The organism is Streptomyces sp. NPDC032091, from assembly GCF_055580265.1.
In genome coordinates this window covers 1-17,186 of record NZ_JBVILR010000001.1, presented here as the reverse complement: position 1 = coordinate 17,186, position 17,186 = coordinate 1, and the positions used below count along the sequence as shown (strand labels likewise).

Below are 17,186 nucleotides of genomic sequence, written 5' to 3'. Positions count from 1 at the left end.
TGTGCCTGCCGGCTCAGCAGACGTAGTCCGACGAGTTGGCCCAGAAGACGAGGGACGACCATGTCTGAGCCCCGATGACTCCGTCCACGACGATGCCCGCACAGTCCTGGAACCGCCTGGTCGCCGTGTTGGTGACCGGGCCGAAGTCGCCGTCTTCGTCCAGGTCCGTGCCCGTCATGGCATGGTTGAGGTAGCACTGGGCCTGCTGGACGGCCCTCCCCGAGGAGCCGCGCCTGATCGTCGGACGGCTGAGGGTGTAGGTGCAGATGTCCGCTGCCTTCTTCGTCGCCACGCTGGTCGCAGAAGGGGCGCTCTCAGGTACCGCGACGGCCGGGCCTCCCGCGAAGACGAGGGGGACCACCAGGGCCGCAGCAGTGAGCAAGCGTCGCATGTTCATCACCTCCGGGGGCGCAGATCATTGCCCCGGATCGGTTTCCGCATCGATTGCCCGGGTCCGGCGAACGGCCGAGGGCCCGGGCCGGACAGAGCGACGCATCCAGATTACGCCTTCGCGCAGGTGCGGGCATCCGAGCCGCGTCCGGTTCGCGGCCGCGAGCCGCTGGTGAAGGACTCCTGACGCGGCCGCGCTACCGCTGGCGTTCCATCAGTTCGTCGTACACCGCCAGGACCTGGGCCACCGTGTCGTCCTCCGACGGCCACGTCGCCGCCTGGGCGCGGCCGGCGAGGGCCAGGGCGGCGCGGCGGTCCGGGTCGTCGAGGAGCGTGGCCACCGCGTCCGCCAGGGCGGGCGCGTCGCCGTACGGGACCAGGACCGCCGCGTCGCCGACCAGTTCCGGGATCCCGCCGACCTCCGTCGCCACCAGGGCGACGCCGGCCCGCAGGGCCTCCTGGGCCAGCAGGGAGCGGCCCTCCCAGCTGCTGGGGAGGACGGCGACGTCCGCGGCCGCCAGCAGGCGGTCGGCGTCGCGGCGGCGGCCCAGGAGGCGCACCGGGAGGTCCTCCGCCGCGATGCGGCGGGCGAGCTCCGGGCGCAGCGGGCCCTCCCCCGCGATCACCAGCAGCGGCACCGGTTCCAGCACCCGCCATGCCCGTGCCGCGTCCAGCAGGACGGAGTAGCCGCGGCGGGCGACGAGGCTGCCGACCGCGATGACCAGGGGGCGTTCCACCGCGCCGAGTTCCGCGCGGGTCTTGCCCGCGTCGGGTGCCGTCGGCGCTCCCGGTACGGCCACGGCGGCGAGGCGCGCGTCCCGGGCGCCCCGGCGGCGGGCGAGGTCGACCTGGTCGGAGGAGGAGCCGAGGACCACCGCCGCGGCCCGGGCCACGTGGCGTTCCAGCAGGCGGCCGAGGCGGCCCAGCGGGCCCGCGTCGGGTGCCGTGCCGTGCCAGGTGACCACCAGCGGGGCGTGCCGGCCGCGGCCCCGCAGGGCGAGGGCGGCGCGCATGCCGGCCCGTAGGCCGTGCGCGTGGACCACGTCCGCCCCGGCGCAGGCGGCCCGCAGCGCGCACGCCGCGTCGGGGGTGAACTCGGCGCCGGCGCCCGTGAAGTCGTACTCCCCCTCGGCCGCGACGGGGGCGCACACGGTCACCCGTACGCCGCGCGCCGCGAGCCCCGTCGTGAGGGAGCGCACGTGGGCGCTGCTGCCCGCGCCCGCGCCGCCGAGGACCTGGACGGCGCGCAGCGGGGGCCGCCCGTACGGCAGGGCGGGCGGCGGTAGCGAAGCCGGGGAGCTGCTCACGGGCGGTAGCTCCAGGGTGAGGGGTCAGAGACGTCGCCCAGGATGCCAGCCCGTACGCGCGTTCCGGGACCATACGGGTGCGGATCCGGTGCGGGATACCGCAGTGCGCCCCCCAGCCTCACCCACACGGGCTAACGTCCCGGTGTCTCAGCCGTCCGCGCGGGCCGCCGCGAGCAGTTCCTCGGCGTGGGCGCGGGCCGTCTGCGAGTCCTCCTGGCCGGCGAGCATCCGCGAGAGTTCGCGGATCCGGTCCTCGCCCTCCAGGACGGTGACCCCGGAACGGGTCACCGATCCGTCGACGGTCTTCTCGACCAGCAGCTGGCGGTCCGCGAAGGCCGCCACCTGCGGCAGGTGGGTGACGACGACGACCTGGGCCGTCTTGGCGAGCTTGGCCAGCCGCCGGCCGATCTCGACGGCCGCCTTGCCGCCGACGCCCGCGTCGACCTCGTCGAAGAGGTAGGTGGGCACGGGCGTGGTGCCGGCGAAGACGACCTCGACGGCCAGCATGACCCGGGAGAGCTCGCCGCCGGAGGCCCCCTTGGCGATCGGCCGGGGCTGGGCACCGGGGTGCGGGGCGAGCAGCAGCTCGACCTCGTCGGCGCCGGTGGGCCCATACGCGACCGGCCGGCCGCCGACCTCGACGCCGTCGGGGTCCTCGGTCTGGCGGATGTCGATGGTCACCCGGGCGTGCGGCATGGCCAGGGAGGCCAGTTCGGCGGTGACGGCGGAGGCGAAGCGTTCGGCGGCCTCCGTGCGGGCGTCGGTCAGCGCCTGGGCCAGCTGGGACAGTTCGGCGCGCAGCGCGTCCCGTTCGGCGGTCAGCTCCTCGATCCGCTCGTCGTCCCCGTCGAGCTCCAGCAGCCGGGCAGAGCCCTTCTGGGCCCATTCGAGGACGGAGTCGACGGAGTCGCCGTACTTGCGGGTCAGCTGGGTCAGCGCCGCCCGCCGCTCCTCCACGGCGGCCAGCCGCAGGGGGTCGGCGTCCAGGTCGTCGGCGTACCCGGCCAGCTCGCCGGCCACGTCGCCGAGCAGAATGTTCAGCTCCGCGATCCGGTCGGCGAGGCCGCCGAGCACCGGGTCGTGGGAGCGTACGGCCTCCAGGGCGCGGTGCGCGCCGGCGACGAGGGTGGTGGCGTCGACGCCTTCCGGGTCCTCCACGTCGCCCGCGAGGGCCGCGTGGGCGGCCTGCGCGGCGGAGGCGAGGGACTCGGCGTGCCCGAGCCGTTCGGCCTCGGCCGCCAGCTCGGCGTCCTCGCCGGGCAGCGGCTCGACGGCGGCCACCTCGTCCAGGCCGAAGCGCAGCAGGTCGGCCTCCTGCGCCCGTTCCCGGGCGCGGGTGGTGATCGTCTCCAGTTCGGCGGAGGCGGCGCGCAGCCGCCGGTAGGCGCCGGCGTACTTCTCCAGGGGGACGGCGACGGCGTCGCCCGCGTACCGGTCGAGGGCCTGGCGCTGGCGGGCGGGCCGCAGCAGGCCCTGCTGGTCGGTCTGCCCGTGGACGGCGACCAGGTCGTCGGCGAGCTCGGAGAGCAGCCCGACGGGGACGGAGCGGCCGCCGACGTGGGCGCGCGAGCGCCCTTCGGCCGACACGGTCCGGCTGATCAGCAGGGCGCCTTCGTCGAGCTCGGCCCCGGCCTCTTCGGCGCGCACGGCGGCGGCCGCGTCCGGGCGCAGGACGACGCGGCCCTCGACCACCGCCGCCTTGGCCCCGATCCGCACCAGGGCCGGGTCGGCGCGGCCGCCGAGCAGCAGCCCGAGGCTGGTGACGACCATCGTCTTGCCCGCGCCGGTCTCGCCGGTCACCGCGGTGAAACCGGGCGACAGCTCGACCACCGCGTCGTCGATGACCCCGAGTGACCGTATCCGCATCTCCTCAAGCACGGGACGACCATACCGAGGTTTCGCGGGTGCCATGTGACCTCACCCGCCCGGAGTTTTCCGAACGGGTGTGCTAATAGCGGGTCCGGTGCCGTCCTCAGTGCGGCGCGCCGCGCCAACCCGACACCGGCAGCGCGAACTTGGCCACGAGCCGGTCCGTGAACGACGCGTGGTGCAGCCGGGCGAGCCGCACCGGCACCGTCCCGCGCCGGACCTCCACCCGCGCCCCGGCGGGCAGCTCCAGCGTCCGCCGGCCGTCGCACCACAGCACCCCGTGCTGGGTCCCGGTCTGCACCTCCACCGCCAGCACCGAGTCCGGCGAGGTGACCAGCGGCTTCGCGAACAGCGCGTGCGCGCTGATCGGCACCATCAGCAGCGCCTCCACCTCCGGCCACACCACCGGGCCGCCGGCCGAGAAGGCGTACGCCGTCGAGCCGGTCGGCGTCGCGCAGACGATGCCGTCGCACCCGAAGCCGGTCACCGGGCGCCCGTCGATCTCCAGGACCACCTCCAGCATCCGCTCGGCGGACACCTTCTGGACGGCGGCCTCGTTCAGCGCCCAGTCCCGGTGGACCTCGTCACCGTTGGTCCGGACGAGGACGTCGAGGGTCATCCGCTCCTCGACCTCGTACGCCTTGCGCACCACCCGGTCCACCACCCGGTCCAGGTCGTCGCGCTCGGCCTCGGCGAGGAAGCCCACGCGGCCCAGGTTGACGCCCAGCATCGGCACCCCCGACCCGCGCGCGAACTCCGCCCCGCGCAGCAGGGTCCCGTCCCCGCCCAGCACGATCAGCAGCTCGCACCCGGCCAGCACCTCGGGCGTGCACTCCCCGACGAGCTCCACCTCGAGCGGCAGCGGCAGGTCCCGCGCCTCGTACGCGAGGACCCGCACCCCGATCCCCGACTTCAGCAGCCCGAGCACCACCAGCTCGGCGCTGCGTATGGCCGCGGGCCGCCCGGTGTGGGCGACCAGGAAGACGGTCCGCGGGCCCGCCCCCGGTTCCGCCGGAGGCGCGGAACCCGTTGCACCCGTTGAACCCGTTGAACCCGTTGACGCTGACGCTGACGACGAATCTGTCACTGAGGCCCCTCCGCCACTGCACGGTCGACATCCCCCGGGTCGAGTGCCGGTGCCCCCGCCCGAAGCCACAGAAAGTACTCGACGTTCCCCGACGGCCCGGGCAGCGGACTCGCGGTGACCCCCAGCACGCCCAGTCCCAGCTTCCAGGCCTGCGCGGCGACGTCCCGCACGGCCTCGGCGCGCAGCTCGGGGCTGCGCACCACGCCGCCGCTGCCGAGCCGCTCCTTGCCCACCTCGAACTGCGGCTTGACCATCAGCACCAGGTCGGCGTCCGGCGCCGTGCACCGCACGAGGGCGGGCAGCACCAGGCCGATCGAGATGAAGGACAGGTCGCCGACGACCAGGTCCACGGGGACGCCGTCGATCAGTTCGGGCGTCAGCTCGCGCACGTTGGTGCGGTCCTTGACGGTCACCCGCTCGTCGCTCTGCAGCGACCAGGCCAGCTGGCCGTAGCCGACGTCCACGGCGACGACGTGGGCCACGCCCGCGCGCAGCAGTACGTCGGTGAACCCGCCGGTCGAGGCGCCCGCGTCCAGCGCCCGGCGGCCCTCGACGGCCAGCCCCAGCGGCTGGAAGGCTGCGAGCGCGCCGGCCAGTTTGTGGCCGCCGCGGGAGACGTAGTCGGGGTCGCTGTCGTCCTTGAGGACGACGAGGGCCGCGCTGGTCTCGACCTGGGTGGCCGGCTTGGTCGCGGTCGTGCCGCCCACGGTCACCCGGCCCGCGGCGATCAGCTGGGCCGCGTGCTCCCGCGAGCGGGCCATGCTGCGGCGTACCAGTTCGGCGTCCAGGCGGCGGCGTGCCACTCCTGCCACGTTCGGTTCAGCTCCTGTTTTCGTACGGTGCGGGGACGGGCTGTGCGTCCAGCGCGCTCAGCGCCTCGCGCAGTCCCCGGTGTACATCCTCGTACACCTCGACGTGCCCGTCCGCCGCCAGGTGGTCCGCGTCCGCGAGCCGCTCCAGGTGCGCGTCCACGCCGGGGTGCCCGGTGGGGGTGCGCACGAGGCCCAGCGGAGCGGGCCCCGCGGGCTCGGCGGCGGTCTCCGCCCCGGCCTCCGCCCCGGCCACCGTCGGCTCCTGGGGGACGTCCTCGGCTGCCTCGGACACATCGTCGGTCATGCCCCCGACGCTACCCCGAAGCACCGCCCGTGCCACGCGCGGCTCTGCTGTACGGTCGGGACACCATGGCTACGATCCAGGAGTGCCGCGCCGCACTCGACCGACTCTCCGACAACCTCGCGGGGGCCGACGGCGACGTGAGCGGCGCCGCCGCCCTCGACCGGTCCCTGAGCTGTCACATCACCGACCTCGACATGACCTTCACCGGCCGCCTCGACGGCGGCCGGATCCGGGTGGACGCCCTCACCCCGGGCCCGCCCCGCGCCAAGGCCGAGATCCGCCTCGGGATGTCGGGGGACGACCTCCTCGCGCTGGTCGACGGACGGCTGAAGTTCGCCAAGGCCTGGGCCTCGGGCCGGGTCCGCCTGGAGGCCGGCTTCCGCGACCTCCTGCGCCTCAAGAGCCTCCTCTAGGCCGTCTCTTCCGGATCTTGCCGGTCAAGCCCGCGTCGTTCCCCCAGCTACCGCTGGGAGGTGCCCCCAGGTGCCGTGCATCGGCGCCTTGGCGGGGCGCCGCCGTACTGGACGTACTTGGTGCCCCACCAAGGCGGCGAGGTGCGGTGCCGGGCGGCGCGGGCCAGGCGAGATCCGGAAGAGACGGCCTAGGCCTCAGACCCCGGCCCCCGCCTTCGCCCTGGCCCTCCGTGCGGCCGGGACCACCAGCGGCGTGCCGGTCTCCGGGTCGTCGATGACCCGGCAGGCCACCCCGAACACCTCCTCCACCAGCCCGGCCGTGACCACCTCGGACGGCGGCCCCTGCGCGACCACCACCCCGCCGCGCAGGGCGATCAGGTGCGTGGCGTAGCGGGCCGCCTGGTTGAGGTCGTGCAGCACCGCGACCAGGGTCCGCCCCCGCTCCTCGTGGAGCTGGGCGCACAGGTCGAGGACCTCCAGCTGGTGCTGGATGTCCAGGTAGGTCGTCGGCTCGTCCAGGAGCAGCAGCGGGGTCTGCTGGGCCAGGGCCATCGCGATCCACACCCGCTGGCGCTGTCCGCCCGACAGCTCGTCCACGGCCCGGTCGGCGAGTTCGGCGACCCCGGTGGAGGCCATCGACTCCAGGACGATCCGCTCGTCCTCCGCCGACCACTGGCGCAGCAGCCCCTGGTGCGGGTACCGGCCGCGGGCGACCAGGTCGGCGACGGTGATGCCGTCGGGCGCCACCGAGGACTGCGGGAGCAGCCCCAGCGTGCGGGCCACCTGCTTGGCGGGCGTCGAGGTGATGGCCCGCCCGTCCAGCAGGACCCGTCCGGCGGTGGGCTTGAGCATCCGCGACAGGGCGCGCAGCAGCGTGGACTTGCCGCAGGCGTTGGGGCCGACGATGACCGTGAACGAGTGGTCGGGGATCTCCACCGAGAGGTTTTCGGCGATGACCCGCTGGTCGTAGCCGAGGGTGACGTTCTCCGCGGTCAGCCTCTGCACCTGCGTACTCCTCGTGTCGGCCGGGCCGTGCCCGTGGGTGTGCGGCGTGCGCACGGTCTGCGTGGTGTGCGTCGTGTGGGTCATACGGTCACACCCGTCCCGCCTTGCGCTCCATGACGAGCAGCCAGAGCAGGTAGACGCCGCCGACCAGGCCGGTGACCACGCCCACCGGCAGCTGGTCCGCGCCGAAGGCCCGCTGCGAGCCCAGGTCGGAGGCCAGCAGCAGGACGGTGCCCATCAGCGCGCCGGTCAGCAGGTTCGACCCGGGCGAGCGGGTGAGCCGCCGGGCCAGCTGCGGGGCGGCCAGCGCCACGAAGCTGATCGGCCCGGCCGCCGCGGCGGCCGCCGTGGTCAGCAGGACCGCCGCCAGCATCAGCAGCATCCGGGTCCGCTCGACGGGCACGCCCAGGGCGTACGCGGCGTCGTCGCCCATCTCGATCACCCGCAGGGCCCGGCTCTGCCCGAGGACGAGGGGGAAGAGCACCGCGCAGGTGACCAGCAGCGGCCACACCTGCCCCCAGTCGCGCCCGGCCAGCGAACCGGTCAGCCAGACCATCGCCCGGGTGGCCTCGACGAGCTGCGCCTTGGCGATCAGGTACTGGATGACGGCGACGAGGACCGCCGAGGCGCCGATGCCGACCAGCACCAGCCGGTACCCGTGGATGCCCTTCTTGTACGCGAGGAGGTACACCGCGGCCCCGGTCACCACCCCGCCGACGACCGCGCCCAGCGCGACCTCGGTGGCCCCGCCCTTGAACAGGGTGATGACGACGAGCGCTCCGACGGCCGAGCCGTACCCGAAGCCGAGGAGGTCGGGCGAGCCGAGCGGGTTGCGCGAGACGGACTGGAAGACCGCCCCGGACATCCCGAGGGCCGCCCCGACCAGGATCGCGACCAGGACGCGCGGCAGCCGCAGGTCGTTGACGATGAAGTCGTCGGCGGGAGCTCCGTCGCCCAGCAGGGTCCGCACGACGTCCCCGGGCGCGATCTCGAAGTCGCCGGTGCCGATGAGGACGACGGCCAGCACCAGCGCCGCGGCGACCAGCAGCAGCCCGGCGAGCAGGGCGCGCGGCTCGACGCGCAGCGAGGTGGCGGCGGGGCCGCGCAGGGTGCGCGGCCGGGCGGCCTTGCGGAGGCGGAGGTCGGTCACAGCTGGGCCATCCTCTTGCGCCGGACCAGGTGGATGAAGACGGGGCCGCCGATCAGGGCGGTGACGATGCCGACCTGGAGCTCTCCGGGCCGGGTGACGACCCGTCCGATCACGTCGGCGCCGAGCAGCAGCACGGGCGACAGCACGGCCGAGTAGGCCAGGACCCAGCGCATGTCGGGCCCGGTGACCAGGCGTGCCAGGTGCGGGACCATCAGCCCGACGAAGACGATCGGCCCGCAGGCGGCGGTCGCGGCCCCGCACAGCAGGGTGATGGCGGCCATGGCCGCGATCCGGGTCCGCGTCAGGTGCGCGCCCAGCGCCCGGGCGGTGTCGTCGCCCATGGCCATCGCGTTGAGCGGCCGGCCGAGCAGCAGCGCGAGCAGGGTGCCGGCCAGCAGGAAGGGGGCGACCTGGCGGACGGTGTCCATGGTGGCCGAGGCCAGCGAACCCACCGTCCAGAAGCGGAGCTTGCCCAGGGCCTGGCTGTCCAGGAGCTGGACGGCGTTGATGTAGCCGACGAGGGCCGCGCTGGCCGCCGTACCGGCGAGCGCGAGGCGCACGGGGGTCGCGCTGCGGCTGCCGCCGAGCACGTAGACGGCGACGGAGACGACCGCGGCGCCCAGGAAGGCCCACCAGACGAACTCGGTCAGCGTGCTCGCCCCGAAGAAGCTGATGGCGGAGACGACGGCGGCCGCGGCGCCGGCGTTGACGCCGAGGATGCCGGGCTCGGCCAGCGGGTTGCGGGTCAGGGCCTGCATCACCGCGCCGGACAGGCCGAGTCCGAGCCCGACCATCACTCCCAGGACGGTGCGCGGGACCCGCAGGTCCCGTACGACGACGTCGTTGGTGGTGCCGTCGTAGTGGAACAGCCCGTGCCAGACGTCGGCGAGCGGCATCGCCTTGGCGCCGACGGCGATGCTCGCCACCGCGACCAGGGCCAGTACGGCGAGGGCGGTCAGCAGGCCCGCGGTGCGCCTGCCGTGGCCCGGACGGGCCACGGCGGGCGGCGGCGCGGGCCGCTCGGTTTCGGGGGGACTCTCAGCCAACACGGAAGTTAGGTTAGCCTACCCTGCGCCCGAAATGATCCCCGGACAGCCGAGCGCCCCCGTTCACCACCCCAGTGCGGCCAGCGCCTCCTCCACGTCGTCCGCGTAGACGCCGTCCCCGGCCGTGGACCAGGCCGCCGCGCACAGCGCCCGCAGCCCGTCGACCGGATCGGCCTCCCCCGCCGCGTCCGCGGCCCGGGTCAGCTCCAGCCGCTTCCCCGCGTGCGCCGCGCTCCAGCCGCCGCACCGCCAGGCCCCCTGCGCCCCCGTCACCTCCGGCTGCCCGGTGAGCAGCCCGCGCAGGTCCCGGTCCACGTACGTCGGCCGGTGCCGGGGCTCGGCCCGCAGCAGCTGCTCCGCGTCCGTCACCCCGGTCAGCACGAGCAGGGAGTCCACGTCCCCGTTGAACGCGCCCTCGATGTCGGTGTCCAGCCGGTCCCCGACCACCAGCGGCCGCTCCGCGCCCGTCCGCAGCACCGTCTCCCGGTGCATCGGCGGCAGCGGCTTCCCCGCCACCTGCGGCTCGGCGCCCGTGGCGATCCGTACGACCTCCACCGCCGCCCCGTTGCCCGGCGCGATCCCGCGCGCCCCGGGGATCGTCAGGTCCGTGTTGGACGCGTACCAGGGCACCCCGCGGTTGATCGCGTACGCCGCCTCCGCGAACCGCCCCCACGCCAGGTCGGGGCCGCCGTAGCCCTGGACCACCGCCGCGAGCCCCTCCTCGTCCGCGGACTCCACCGGCACCAGCCCGCGTTCGCGCAGCGCGACCCGCAGCCCCTCCCCGCCGATCACCAGCACCTTCGACCCCGGCTCCACCTGCTCCGCGATCAGCCGGGCCACCGCCTGCGCCGAGGTGATCACCTCACCCGCCTCCGTCGGGATCCCCAGCTCGCCCAGGTGCGCCGCCACCGCCTCCGGGGTCCGCAGCGCGTTGTTGGTGACGTACGCCAGGTGCATCCCGCCGGCCCGGGCCGCGGCCAGGGACTCGACGGCGTGCGCGATGGCGTGACCGCCCGCGTACACCACCCCGTCCAGGTCCAGCAGGGCCGTGTCGTACGCCTGGTGCAGACTCCGCTCACTGCCCGCGGGACGGGTCCTGCTCTGCCGGGTCATCTGGCCGCTCCTCAATGCACGTTCTCGAAACGCTCAGGACTGTAACGGTGCTTCGGTTCTTACGTTTGATCTTGTCCGAGTTTGCACTACCCGGTTGCTCCCCCGCCCGTCCCAGACCGCGAGACGGGTCTTACCATGCACCAATGACCACACCTGGCAACGCGGAGCACGGGCTGCGCCTGACCCCTTTCCACGGACTGCGGTACGTCCCGGAGCGCGTCGGCAGCCTGGCGGCGGTGACCTCGCCGCCGTACGACGTGGTCGTACGCCCCGACGGAGTCGACTACCTCGAATCCGCCGACCCGCACAACATCGTCCGGCTCATCCTGCCCCAGGCCGGCACCCCGGCCGCGCGCAACGAACAGGCCGCCCGCACCCTGAGCGACTGGCTCGCACAGGGCGTCCTCAGCGCCGACCCGCAGCCCGGACTCTACGTCTACGAGCAGCGCAAGGCCGGCCTCCTGCAGCGCGGCATCATCGGCGCCCTGGCCCTGTCCGCCGCCGACGCCGGCATCGTCCTGCCGCACGAGGACGTGATGCCGGACGTGGTCACCGACCGGGCCGGCCTGATGCGCGCCACTTCGGCCAACCTCGAACCCCTCTTGCTCACCTACCGCGGCGACGGCCCGGGCGCCGGCGCGGACGCGGTCGTCGAGGCCACCGCGGCGCGCGAACCGCTGCTGTCCACGGTCACCGAGGACGGGTTCCGCCACAGCCTCTGGGCCGTCACCGACCCCGCCGAGCTGGCCGCCGTCACCGGCGACCTGGCCCACCGCCAGGCCCTCATCGCCGACGGCCACCACCGCTGGGCGACGTACCTGCGCCTCCAGGAGGAGCACGCCTCGCCGACCCCCTGGGACTTCGGCCTGGTCCTCCTCGTGGACACCGCCCGCTACCCGCTCCAGGTCCGCGCCATCCACCGCATGCTGCGCCGCCTGCCCCTCGCCGAGGCCCTGGCGAAGGCGGAGGGTTCCTTCCGGGTCCGCCCGGTCGACGGCCCGCTCCCGCTGGCCCTGGAGGCCCTCGCCGACGCCTCGGAACGCGGCAACGCCTTCCTCCTCGCCGGCGACGGCACCTTCCACCTGGTCACGGACCCGGATCCGGACCTGATCGAGCGCACCGTGCGCCGCGACCGCCCCGAGGCCTGGCGCCGGCTGGACGCGACGGTGCTGCACGCCTCCCTGCTGGACGCCCTGTGGCAGGTCCCGGACGCCCCGGAGCACATCGCGTACATCCACGACGCGGCGGCCACGGTCGCGATGGCCGAACGCCACGGCGGCACGGCCGTCCTGCTGCACCCGGTCCGCGAGGAGGTCGTACGCGACCTGGCCCGCCAGGGCGTCACGATGCCCCGCAAGTCCACCTCCTTCGGCCCGAAGCCGGCCACCGGGCTGGTCCTGCGCAGCCTGGGCTGATCCGTCCGCTCCCGGCCCCGGACATGCGGAAGGGCGGCACCCCCGAGGGGGTGCCGCCCTTCTTCGGCATCAGGCCCGATCAGCCCTTGTCGCGGGCCTCGCGCTCCTGGCGCTCCTCGTCCTCGACGACGACGATCTCGTCGGTGAGGTCGACGTCGGCGTCCGGGCCGTCGGCGGGCTCGTACTCCTCGTCGTCCTCGTCGTAGTACTCGGTCTGGTCGGCGGCGCGCTCGGCTGCGGCCACCTCGGCCGTGTCCTCGTCCTCGTCGTCCTCGTCGTCCTCGTCACCGAGGTCGTCGACGTCCGCGTCCGTGTCCTCGTCGGGGGCGGCCGCGTCCACGAACTCGACCCCGTCGATCTCGGCCAGGCGGTCGGAGGCGTCCGTCGCCCCGTCCTTGTCGGCCTCAAGGGTCTTGGCGAACCACTCGCGCGCCTCGTCCTCACGGCCGGCGGCCAGCAGGGCGTCCGCGTAGGCGTACCGCAGGCGGGCGGTCCACGGCTGCACGGCGTGGGAGGCCAGCTCGGGGCTCTGCAGGGTCACGATGGCGGCGTCGAGCTCGCCCATGTCCCGGCGGGCACCGGCGGCGACGAGACGCATCTCGACCTGGCCGGCCTTGTCCAGCTTCTGCACCTCGGGCTCGCCGGCCATGGCCAGCGCCCGCTCGGGACGGCCGAGGCCGCGCTCGCAGTCGGCCATGACGGGCCACAGCTCGACGGAACCGGTCATCCGCTTGGCGGCCCGGAACTCGGCGAGGGCCTCGCTGTACTTCTGCGTCGCGTACGCGGCGAAGCCGGCGGCCTCGCGCACGGCGGCGACGCGGGAGGCCAGGCGCAGGGCGATGCGGGCGTACGCGTACGCCTGCTCCGGGTCCTCGTCGATCAGCCGGGCGACCATGACCAGGTTGCGCGAGACCTCCTCGGCCAGCCCCTTGGGCAGGCTCAGGAGCTCCTGGCGCACGTCGGCGTCGATCTCGTGGCCGGTGACGTCCTCGTCGATCGGGAGGCGCTTGACCGGGTCCCGGTCGCGGTCGGCACGGAACTCACGGCCGCCGCGCTCGCCACGGTCGTCGCGGCCACCGCGGAAACCACCGCGGTCATCGCGGCCACCACGGTAGCCACCGCGCTCGCCGCCCCGGTCGTCACGGCGCGGGTAGGACGGACGGTCGCCCCGGTCGTCACGGCGGAAGGAAGGACGGTCGCCGCCGCGGTCGTCACGACGCCCGTAGGACGGACGGTCGCCGCCACGGTCGTCACGGCCGCCACGGAAACCGCCGCGCTCGTCGTCACGACGCGGGTACGAGGGACGCTCGCCCCGGTCGTCGCGACGGGGGTAGGAGGGACGGTCGCCACGGTCGTCACGACGCTGGTACGAGGGACGGTCGCCACCACGGTCGTCACGGCCACCACGGAAACCACCACGGTCGTCATCACGACGCGGCGAGAACGGACGGTCGCCACCACGGTCGTCGCGGCGGGGGTACGAGGGACGGTCGCCGCCACGGTCGTCACGCCCGCCACGGAAACCACCACGCTCGTCATCACGACGCGGGTACGAGGGACGCTCGCCACGGTCGTCACGGCGCGGGTACGAGGGGCGGTCGCCGCCACGGAAGCCGCCGCGCTCGTCGTCGCGACGCGGGTAGGAAGGACGCTCGCCCCGGTCGTCACGACGCTGGTACGAGGGACGGTCGCCACCACGGTCGTCACGACCGCCGCGGAACCCACCACGGTCGTCATCACGACGCGGGTAGGAGGGACGCTCGCCTCCACGGTCGTCACGGCGGGGGTACGACGGACGGTCGCCACCACGGTCATCACGGCCACCGCGGAACCCACCACGGTCGTCATCACGACGCGGGAAGGAGGGACGCTCGCCTCCACGGTCGTCACGGCGGGGGTACGACGGACGGTCGCCACCACGCTCGTCACGGCCACCACGGAAACCACCACGGTCGTCATCACGACGCGGCGAGAACGGACGGTCGCCACCACGGTCGTCACGACGCTGGTACGACGGACGGTCGCCACCACGGTCATCACGACCGCCACGGAAACCACCACGGTCGTCATCACGACGCGGGAAGGAGGGACGGCCCCCGCGGTCGTCGTCGCGGCGGGGGTACGAGGGGCGGTCGCCGCCACGGTCGTCGCGGCCGCCGCGGAAGCCACCGCGGTCGTCGTCGCGACGCGGGTACGACGGACGGTCGCCACCGCGGTCGTCACGGCCGCGGAAGCCACCGCCGGCGGGACGGCCGCCGCGGTCGTCACGGCGGAAGCCGCCACCGGCGGGGCGACCACCGCGGTCGTCGCGGCGGAAGCCACCACGGTCACCGCCACGGTCGTCACGGCCCCCGCGGTAGCCGCCCCTGTCACCGCCGTCGTTGCGACGAGGCTCGCGCTCCGGACGTTCGTCGGGAGAGTTGGACATGGGTGTGACTCCTGTCTTCGGGGTACCGCTAGTCATTCTCGCGCAACCAGCCCATGGCCGCGCTTCGGCGTAAAACGTAAAGAGGTGTAAAACAAAAAGGACCCTTGGTCCTCAGCGTGAACGCTGAGGACCAAGGGTCCTTTGAAAGATTGTTCGGCGGCGTCCTACTCTCCCACAGGGTCCCCCCTGCAGTACCATCGGCGCTGAAAGGCTTAGCTTCCGGGTTCGGAATGTAACCGGGCGTTTCCCTAACGCTATGACCACCGAAACCCTATCGGTTTCGAGCGAACAAGCACACTCTGTAGTTGTGTTCCAGCTCAAGAAACCAGCAACTGTTCGTTACTTCAGAACTAACACAGTGGACGCGAGCAACTGAGGACAAGCCCTCGGCCTATTAGTACCAGTCAGCTCCACCCGTTACCGGGCTTCCACATCTGGCCTATCAACCCAGTCGTCTACTGGGAGCCTTACCCTCTCAAGGAGGTGGGAATACTCATCTTGAAGCAGGCTTCCCGCTTAGATGCTTTCAGCGGTTATCCCTCCCGAACGTAGCCAACCAGCCATGCCCTTGGCAGGACAACTGGCACACCAGAGGTTCGTCCGTCCCGGTCCTCTCGTACTAGGGACAGCCCTTCTCAATATTCCTACGCGCACAGCGGATAGGGACCGAACTGTCTCACGACGTTCTAAACCCAGCTCGCGTACCGCTTTAATGGGCGAACAGCCCAACCCTTGGGACCGACTCCAGCCCCAGGATGCGACGAGCCGACATCGAGGTGCCAAACCATCCCGTCGATATGGACTCTTGGGGAAGATCAGCCTGTTATCCCCGGGGTACCTTTTATCCGTTGAGCGACGGCGCTTCCACAAGCCACCGCCGGATCACTAGTCCCGACTTTCGTCCCTGCTCGACCCGTCGGTCTCACAGTCAAGCTCCCTTGTGCACTTACACTCAACACCTGATTGCCAACCAGGCTGAGGGAACCTTTGGGCGCCTCCGTTACCCTTTGGGAGGCAACCGCCCCAGTTAAACTACCCATCAGACACTGTCCCTGATCCGGATCACGGACCGAGGTTAGACATCCAGCACGACCAGAGTGGTATTTCAACGGCGACTCCACAACCACTGGCGTGGCTGCTTCAAAGTCTCCCACCTATCCTACACAAGCCGAACCGAACACCAATATCAAACTGTAGTAAAGGTCCCGGGGTCTTTCCGTCCTGCTGCGCGAAACGAGCATCTTTACTCGTAGTGCAATTTCACCGGGCCTATGGTTGAGACAGTCGAGAAGTCGTTACGCCATTCGTGCAGGTCGGAACTTACCCGACAAGGAATTTCGCTACCTTAGGATGGTTATAGTTACCACCGCCGTTTACTGGCGCTTAAGTTCTCAGCTTCGCAACCCCGAAAGGTCACTAACCGGTCCCCTTAACGTTCCAGCACCGGGCAGGCGTCAGTCCGTATACATCGCCTTACGGCTTCGCACGGACCTGTGTTTTTAGTAAACAGTCGCTTCTCGCTGGTCTCTGCGGCCACCCCCAGCTCAGAGAGCAAGTCTCATCACCAGGAATGGCCCCCCTTCTCCCGAAGTTACGGGGGCATTTTGCCGAGTTCCTTAACCATAGTTCACCCGAACGCCTCGGTATTCTCTACCTGACCACCTGAGTCGGTTTAGGGTACGGGCCGCCATGAAACTCGCTAGAGGCTTTTCTCGACAGCATAGGATCATCCACTTCACCACAATCGGCTCGGCATCAGGTCTCAGCCTTAACGTGTGACGGATTTGCCTACCACACGGCCTACACCCTTACCCCGGGACAACCACCGCCCGGGCTGGACTACCTTCCTGCGTCACCCCATCGCTTACCTACTACCACCTTGGATCAGCGGCTCCACCACTTTCCTTTCCCCGAAGGGTCCGGAACGGCTTCACGGCCTTAGCATTAATGGATTCGATATTGGGCGTTTCAAAGCGGGTACCGGAATATCAACCGGTTGTCCATCGACTACGCCTGTCGGCCTCGCCTTAGGTCCCGACTTACCCTGGGCAGATCAGCTTGACCCAGGAACCCTTAGTCAATCGGCGCACACGTTTCTCACGTGTGTATCGCTACTCATGCCTGCATTCTCACTCGTGAACCGTCCACAACTAGCTTCCGCTGCTGCTTCACCCGGCACACGACGCTCCCCTACCCATCACAGCAGGCGTTGGCCCTATTGCTGCAATGACACGACTTCGGCGGTACGCTTGAGCCCCGCTACATTGTCGGCGCGGAATCACTTGACCAGTGAGCTATTACGCACTCTTTCAAGGGTGGCTGCTTCTAAGCCAACCTCCTGGTTGTCTCTGCGACTCCACATCCTTTCCCACTTAGCGTACGCTTAGGGGCCTTAGTCGATGCTCTGGGCTGTTTCCCTCTCGACCATGGAGCTTATCCCCCACAGTCTCACTGCCGTGCTCTCACTTACCGGCATTCGGAGTTTGGCTAAGGTCAGTAACCCGGTAGGGCCCATCGCCTATCCAGTGCTCTACCTCCGGCAAGAAACACACGACGCTGCACCTAAATGCATTTCGGGGAGAACCAGCTATCACGGAGTTTGATTGGCCTTTCACCCCTAACCACAGGTCATCCCCCAGGTTTTCAACCCTGGTGGGTTCGGTCCTCCACGAAGTCTTACCTCCGCTTCAACCTGCCCATGGCTAGATCACTCCGCTTCGGGTCTAGAGCGTGCAACTCAATCGCCCTATTCGGACTCGCTTTCGCTACGGCTTCCCCACACGGGTTAACCTCGCTACACACCGCTAACTCGCAGGCTCATTCTTCAAAAGGCACGCAGTCACGAGA

The 17,186-nt window shown here is 71.5% G+C and carries 12 protein-coding genes, 2 rRNA genes and 2 pseudogenes; 2 read left to right on the top strand and 14 right to left on the bottom strand.

The window, feature by feature from the left end; genetic code table 11:
- Positions 1-13: 13 nt before the first annotated feature.
- The 6 genes from ACZ5NJ_RS00080 to ACZ5NJ_RS00055 all read right to left on the bottom strand — a co-directional run bounded on the left by ACZ5NJ_RS00080 (position 14) and on the right by ACZ5NJ_RS00055 (position 5,769).
- On the bottom strand, positions 14-391 hold the full coding sequence (locus tag ACZ5NJ_RS00080) for a peptidoglycan-binding domain-containing protein (protein WP_468760974.1): 378 nt from the start codon (positions 389-391) through the stop codon (positions 14-16).
- 196 nt (positions 392-587) lie between these two features.
- On the bottom strand, positions 588-1,697 hold the full coding sequence (locus tag ACZ5NJ_RS00075; RefSeq protein ID WP_468760972.1) for a glycosyltransferase family 4 protein: 1,110 nt from the start codon (positions 1,695-1,697) through the stop codon (positions 588-590).
- Positions 1,698-1,844: 147 nt separating this feature from the next.
- On the bottom strand, positions 1,845-3,563 hold the full coding sequence (gene recN / locus ACZ5NJ_RS00070; protein WP_468761960.1) for a DNA repair protein RecN: 1,719 nt from the start codon (positions 3,561-3,563) through the stop codon (positions 1,845-1,847).
- 106 nt (positions 3,564-3,669) lie between these two features.
- A complete protein-coding gene (locus ACZ5NJ_RS00065) occupies positions 3,670-4,653 on the bottom strand; it encodes an NAD kinase (protein WP_468760970.1) in 984 nt (327 codons plus the stop codon).
- Positions 4,650-5,465 carry a TlyA family RNA methyltransferase gene (locus ACZ5NJ_RS00060; RefSeq protein WP_468760968.1) on the bottom strand — a complete coding sequence of 272 codons (816 nt, stop codon included), beginning with the start codon at positions 5,463-5,465 and terminating at the stop codon, positions 4,650-4,652. Before ACZ5NJ_RS00060 ends, ACZ5NJ_RS00065 begins: the two co-directional genes overlap by 4 nt.
- Positions 5,466-5,472: 7 nt before the next feature.
- Positions 5,473-5,769 carry a hypothetical protein gene (locus ACZ5NJ_RS00055; protein ID WP_468760966.1) on the bottom strand — a complete coding sequence of 99 codons (297 nt, stop codon included), beginning with the start codon at positions 5,767-5,769 and terminating at the stop codon, positions 5,473-5,475.
- A gap of 65 nt (positions 5,770-5,834) precedes the next feature.
- Between ACZ5NJ_RS00055 and ACZ5NJ_RS00050 the strand changes: the two genes are divergently transcribed.
- Positions 5,835-6,182, top strand: a complete 348-nt coding sequence (locus tag ACZ5NJ_RS00050) for an SCP2 sterol-binding domain-containing protein (RefSeq protein ID WP_468760964.1) — start codon at positions 5,835-5,837, stop codon at positions 6,180-6,182.
- Between the two features lie 195 nt (positions 6,183-6,377).
- On the opposite strand, the gene ACZ5NJ_RS00045 is transcribed toward ACZ5NJ_RS00050, so the two are convergent.
- From ACZ5NJ_RS00045 to ACZ5NJ_RS00030, 4 genes are all read right to left on the bottom strand, one after another.
- On the bottom strand, positions 6,378-7,271 hold the full coding sequence (locus tag ACZ5NJ_RS00045) for an ABC transporter ATP-binding protein (protein ID WP_468760962.1): 894 nt from the start codon (positions 7,269-7,271) through the stop codon (positions 6,378-6,380).
- Between the two features lie 4 nt (positions 7,272-7,275).
- The gene (locus tag ACZ5NJ_RS00040) at positions 7,276-8,337 is read right to left on the bottom strand and encodes a FecCD family ABC transporter permease (protein ID WP_468760960.1); all 1,062 of its coding nucleotides are present in this window, start codon (positions 8,335-8,337) and stop codon (positions 7,276-7,278) included.
- Positions 8,334-9,383, bottom strand: a complete 1,050-nt coding sequence (locus ACZ5NJ_RS00035; RefSeq protein WP_468761958.1) for a FecCD family ABC transporter permease — start codon at positions 9,381-9,383, stop codon at positions 8,334-8,336. Before ACZ5NJ_RS00035 ends, ACZ5NJ_RS00040 begins: the two co-directional genes overlap by 4 nt.
- Before the next feature lie 63 nt (positions 9,384-9,446).
- A complete protein-coding gene (locus ACZ5NJ_RS00030) occupies positions 9,447-10,496 on the bottom strand; it encodes an HAD-IIA family hydrolase (protein WP_468760957.1) in 1,050 nt (349 codons plus the stop codon).
- Between the two features lie 143 nt (positions 10,497-10,639).
- On the opposite strand from ACZ5NJ_RS00030, the gene ACZ5NJ_RS00025 reads away from it, so the two are divergent.
- Positions 10,640-11,911, top strand: coding sequence for a DUF1015 family protein (locus tag ACZ5NJ_RS00025; protein ID WP_468760955.1), 1,272 nt, complete (start codon positions 10,640-10,642; stop codon positions 11,909-11,911).
- A 79-nt stretch (positions 11,912-11,990) separates the two neighbouring features.
- On the opposite strand, the pseudogene ACZ5NJ_RS00020 reads toward ACZ5NJ_RS00025, so the two are convergent.
- The 4 genes and pseudogenes from ACZ5NJ_RS00020 to ACZ5NJ_RS00005 form a co-directional block, all read right to left on the bottom strand.
- A pseudogene (locus tag ACZ5NJ_RS00020) lies at positions 11,991-13,169 on the bottom strand (hypothetical protein); the annotation flags it as partial.
- A gap of 12 nt (positions 13,170-13,181) precedes the next feature.
- Positions 13,182-14,258, bottom strand: a pseudogene (locus ACZ5NJ_RS00015) (hypothetical protein); the annotation flags it as partial.
- 232 nt (positions 14,259-14,490) lie between these two features.
- Positions 14,491-14,607: ribosomal RNA gene (gene rrf, locus ACZ5NJ_RS00010) — 5S ribosomal RNA — on the bottom strand.
- A gap of 106 nt (positions 14,608-14,713) precedes the next feature.
- A 23S ribosomal RNA gene (locus ACZ5NJ_RS00005) occupies positions 14,714-17,186 on the bottom strand; the annotation flags it as partial.

Excerpts from the sequence above, each read along its gene's own strand:
- ACZ5NJ_RS00080 (WP_468760974.1), bottom strand. The coding sequence starts at position 391 with ATGCGACGCTTGCTCACTGCTGCGGCCCTGGTGGTCCCCCTCGTCTTC.
- recN (WP_468761960.1), bottom strand. The coding sequence starts at position 3,563 with ATGCGGATACGGTCACTCGGGGTCATCGACGACGCGGTGGTCGAGCTG.
- ACZ5NJ_RS00055 (WP_468760966.1), bottom strand. The coding sequence starts at position 5,769 with ATGACCGACGATGTGTCCGAGGCAGCCGAGGACGTCCCCCAGGAGCCG.
- ACZ5NJ_RS00050 (WP_468760964.1), top strand. The coding sequence starts at position 5,835 with ATGGCTACGATCCAGGAGTGCCGCGCCGCACTCGACCGACTCTCCGAC.
- ACZ5NJ_RS00045 (WP_468760962.1), bottom strand. The coding sequence starts at position 7,271 with ATGACCCACACGACGCACACCACGCAGACCGTGCGCACGCCGCACACC.
- ACZ5NJ_RS00030 (WP_468760957.1), bottom strand. The coding sequence starts at position 10,496 with ATGACCCGGCAGAGCAGGACCCGTCCCGCGGGCAGTGAGCGGAGTCTG.
- ACZ5NJ_RS00025 (WP_468760955.1), top strand. The coding sequence starts at position 10,640 with ATGACCACACCTGGCAACGCGGAGCACGGGCTGCGCCTGACCCCTTTC.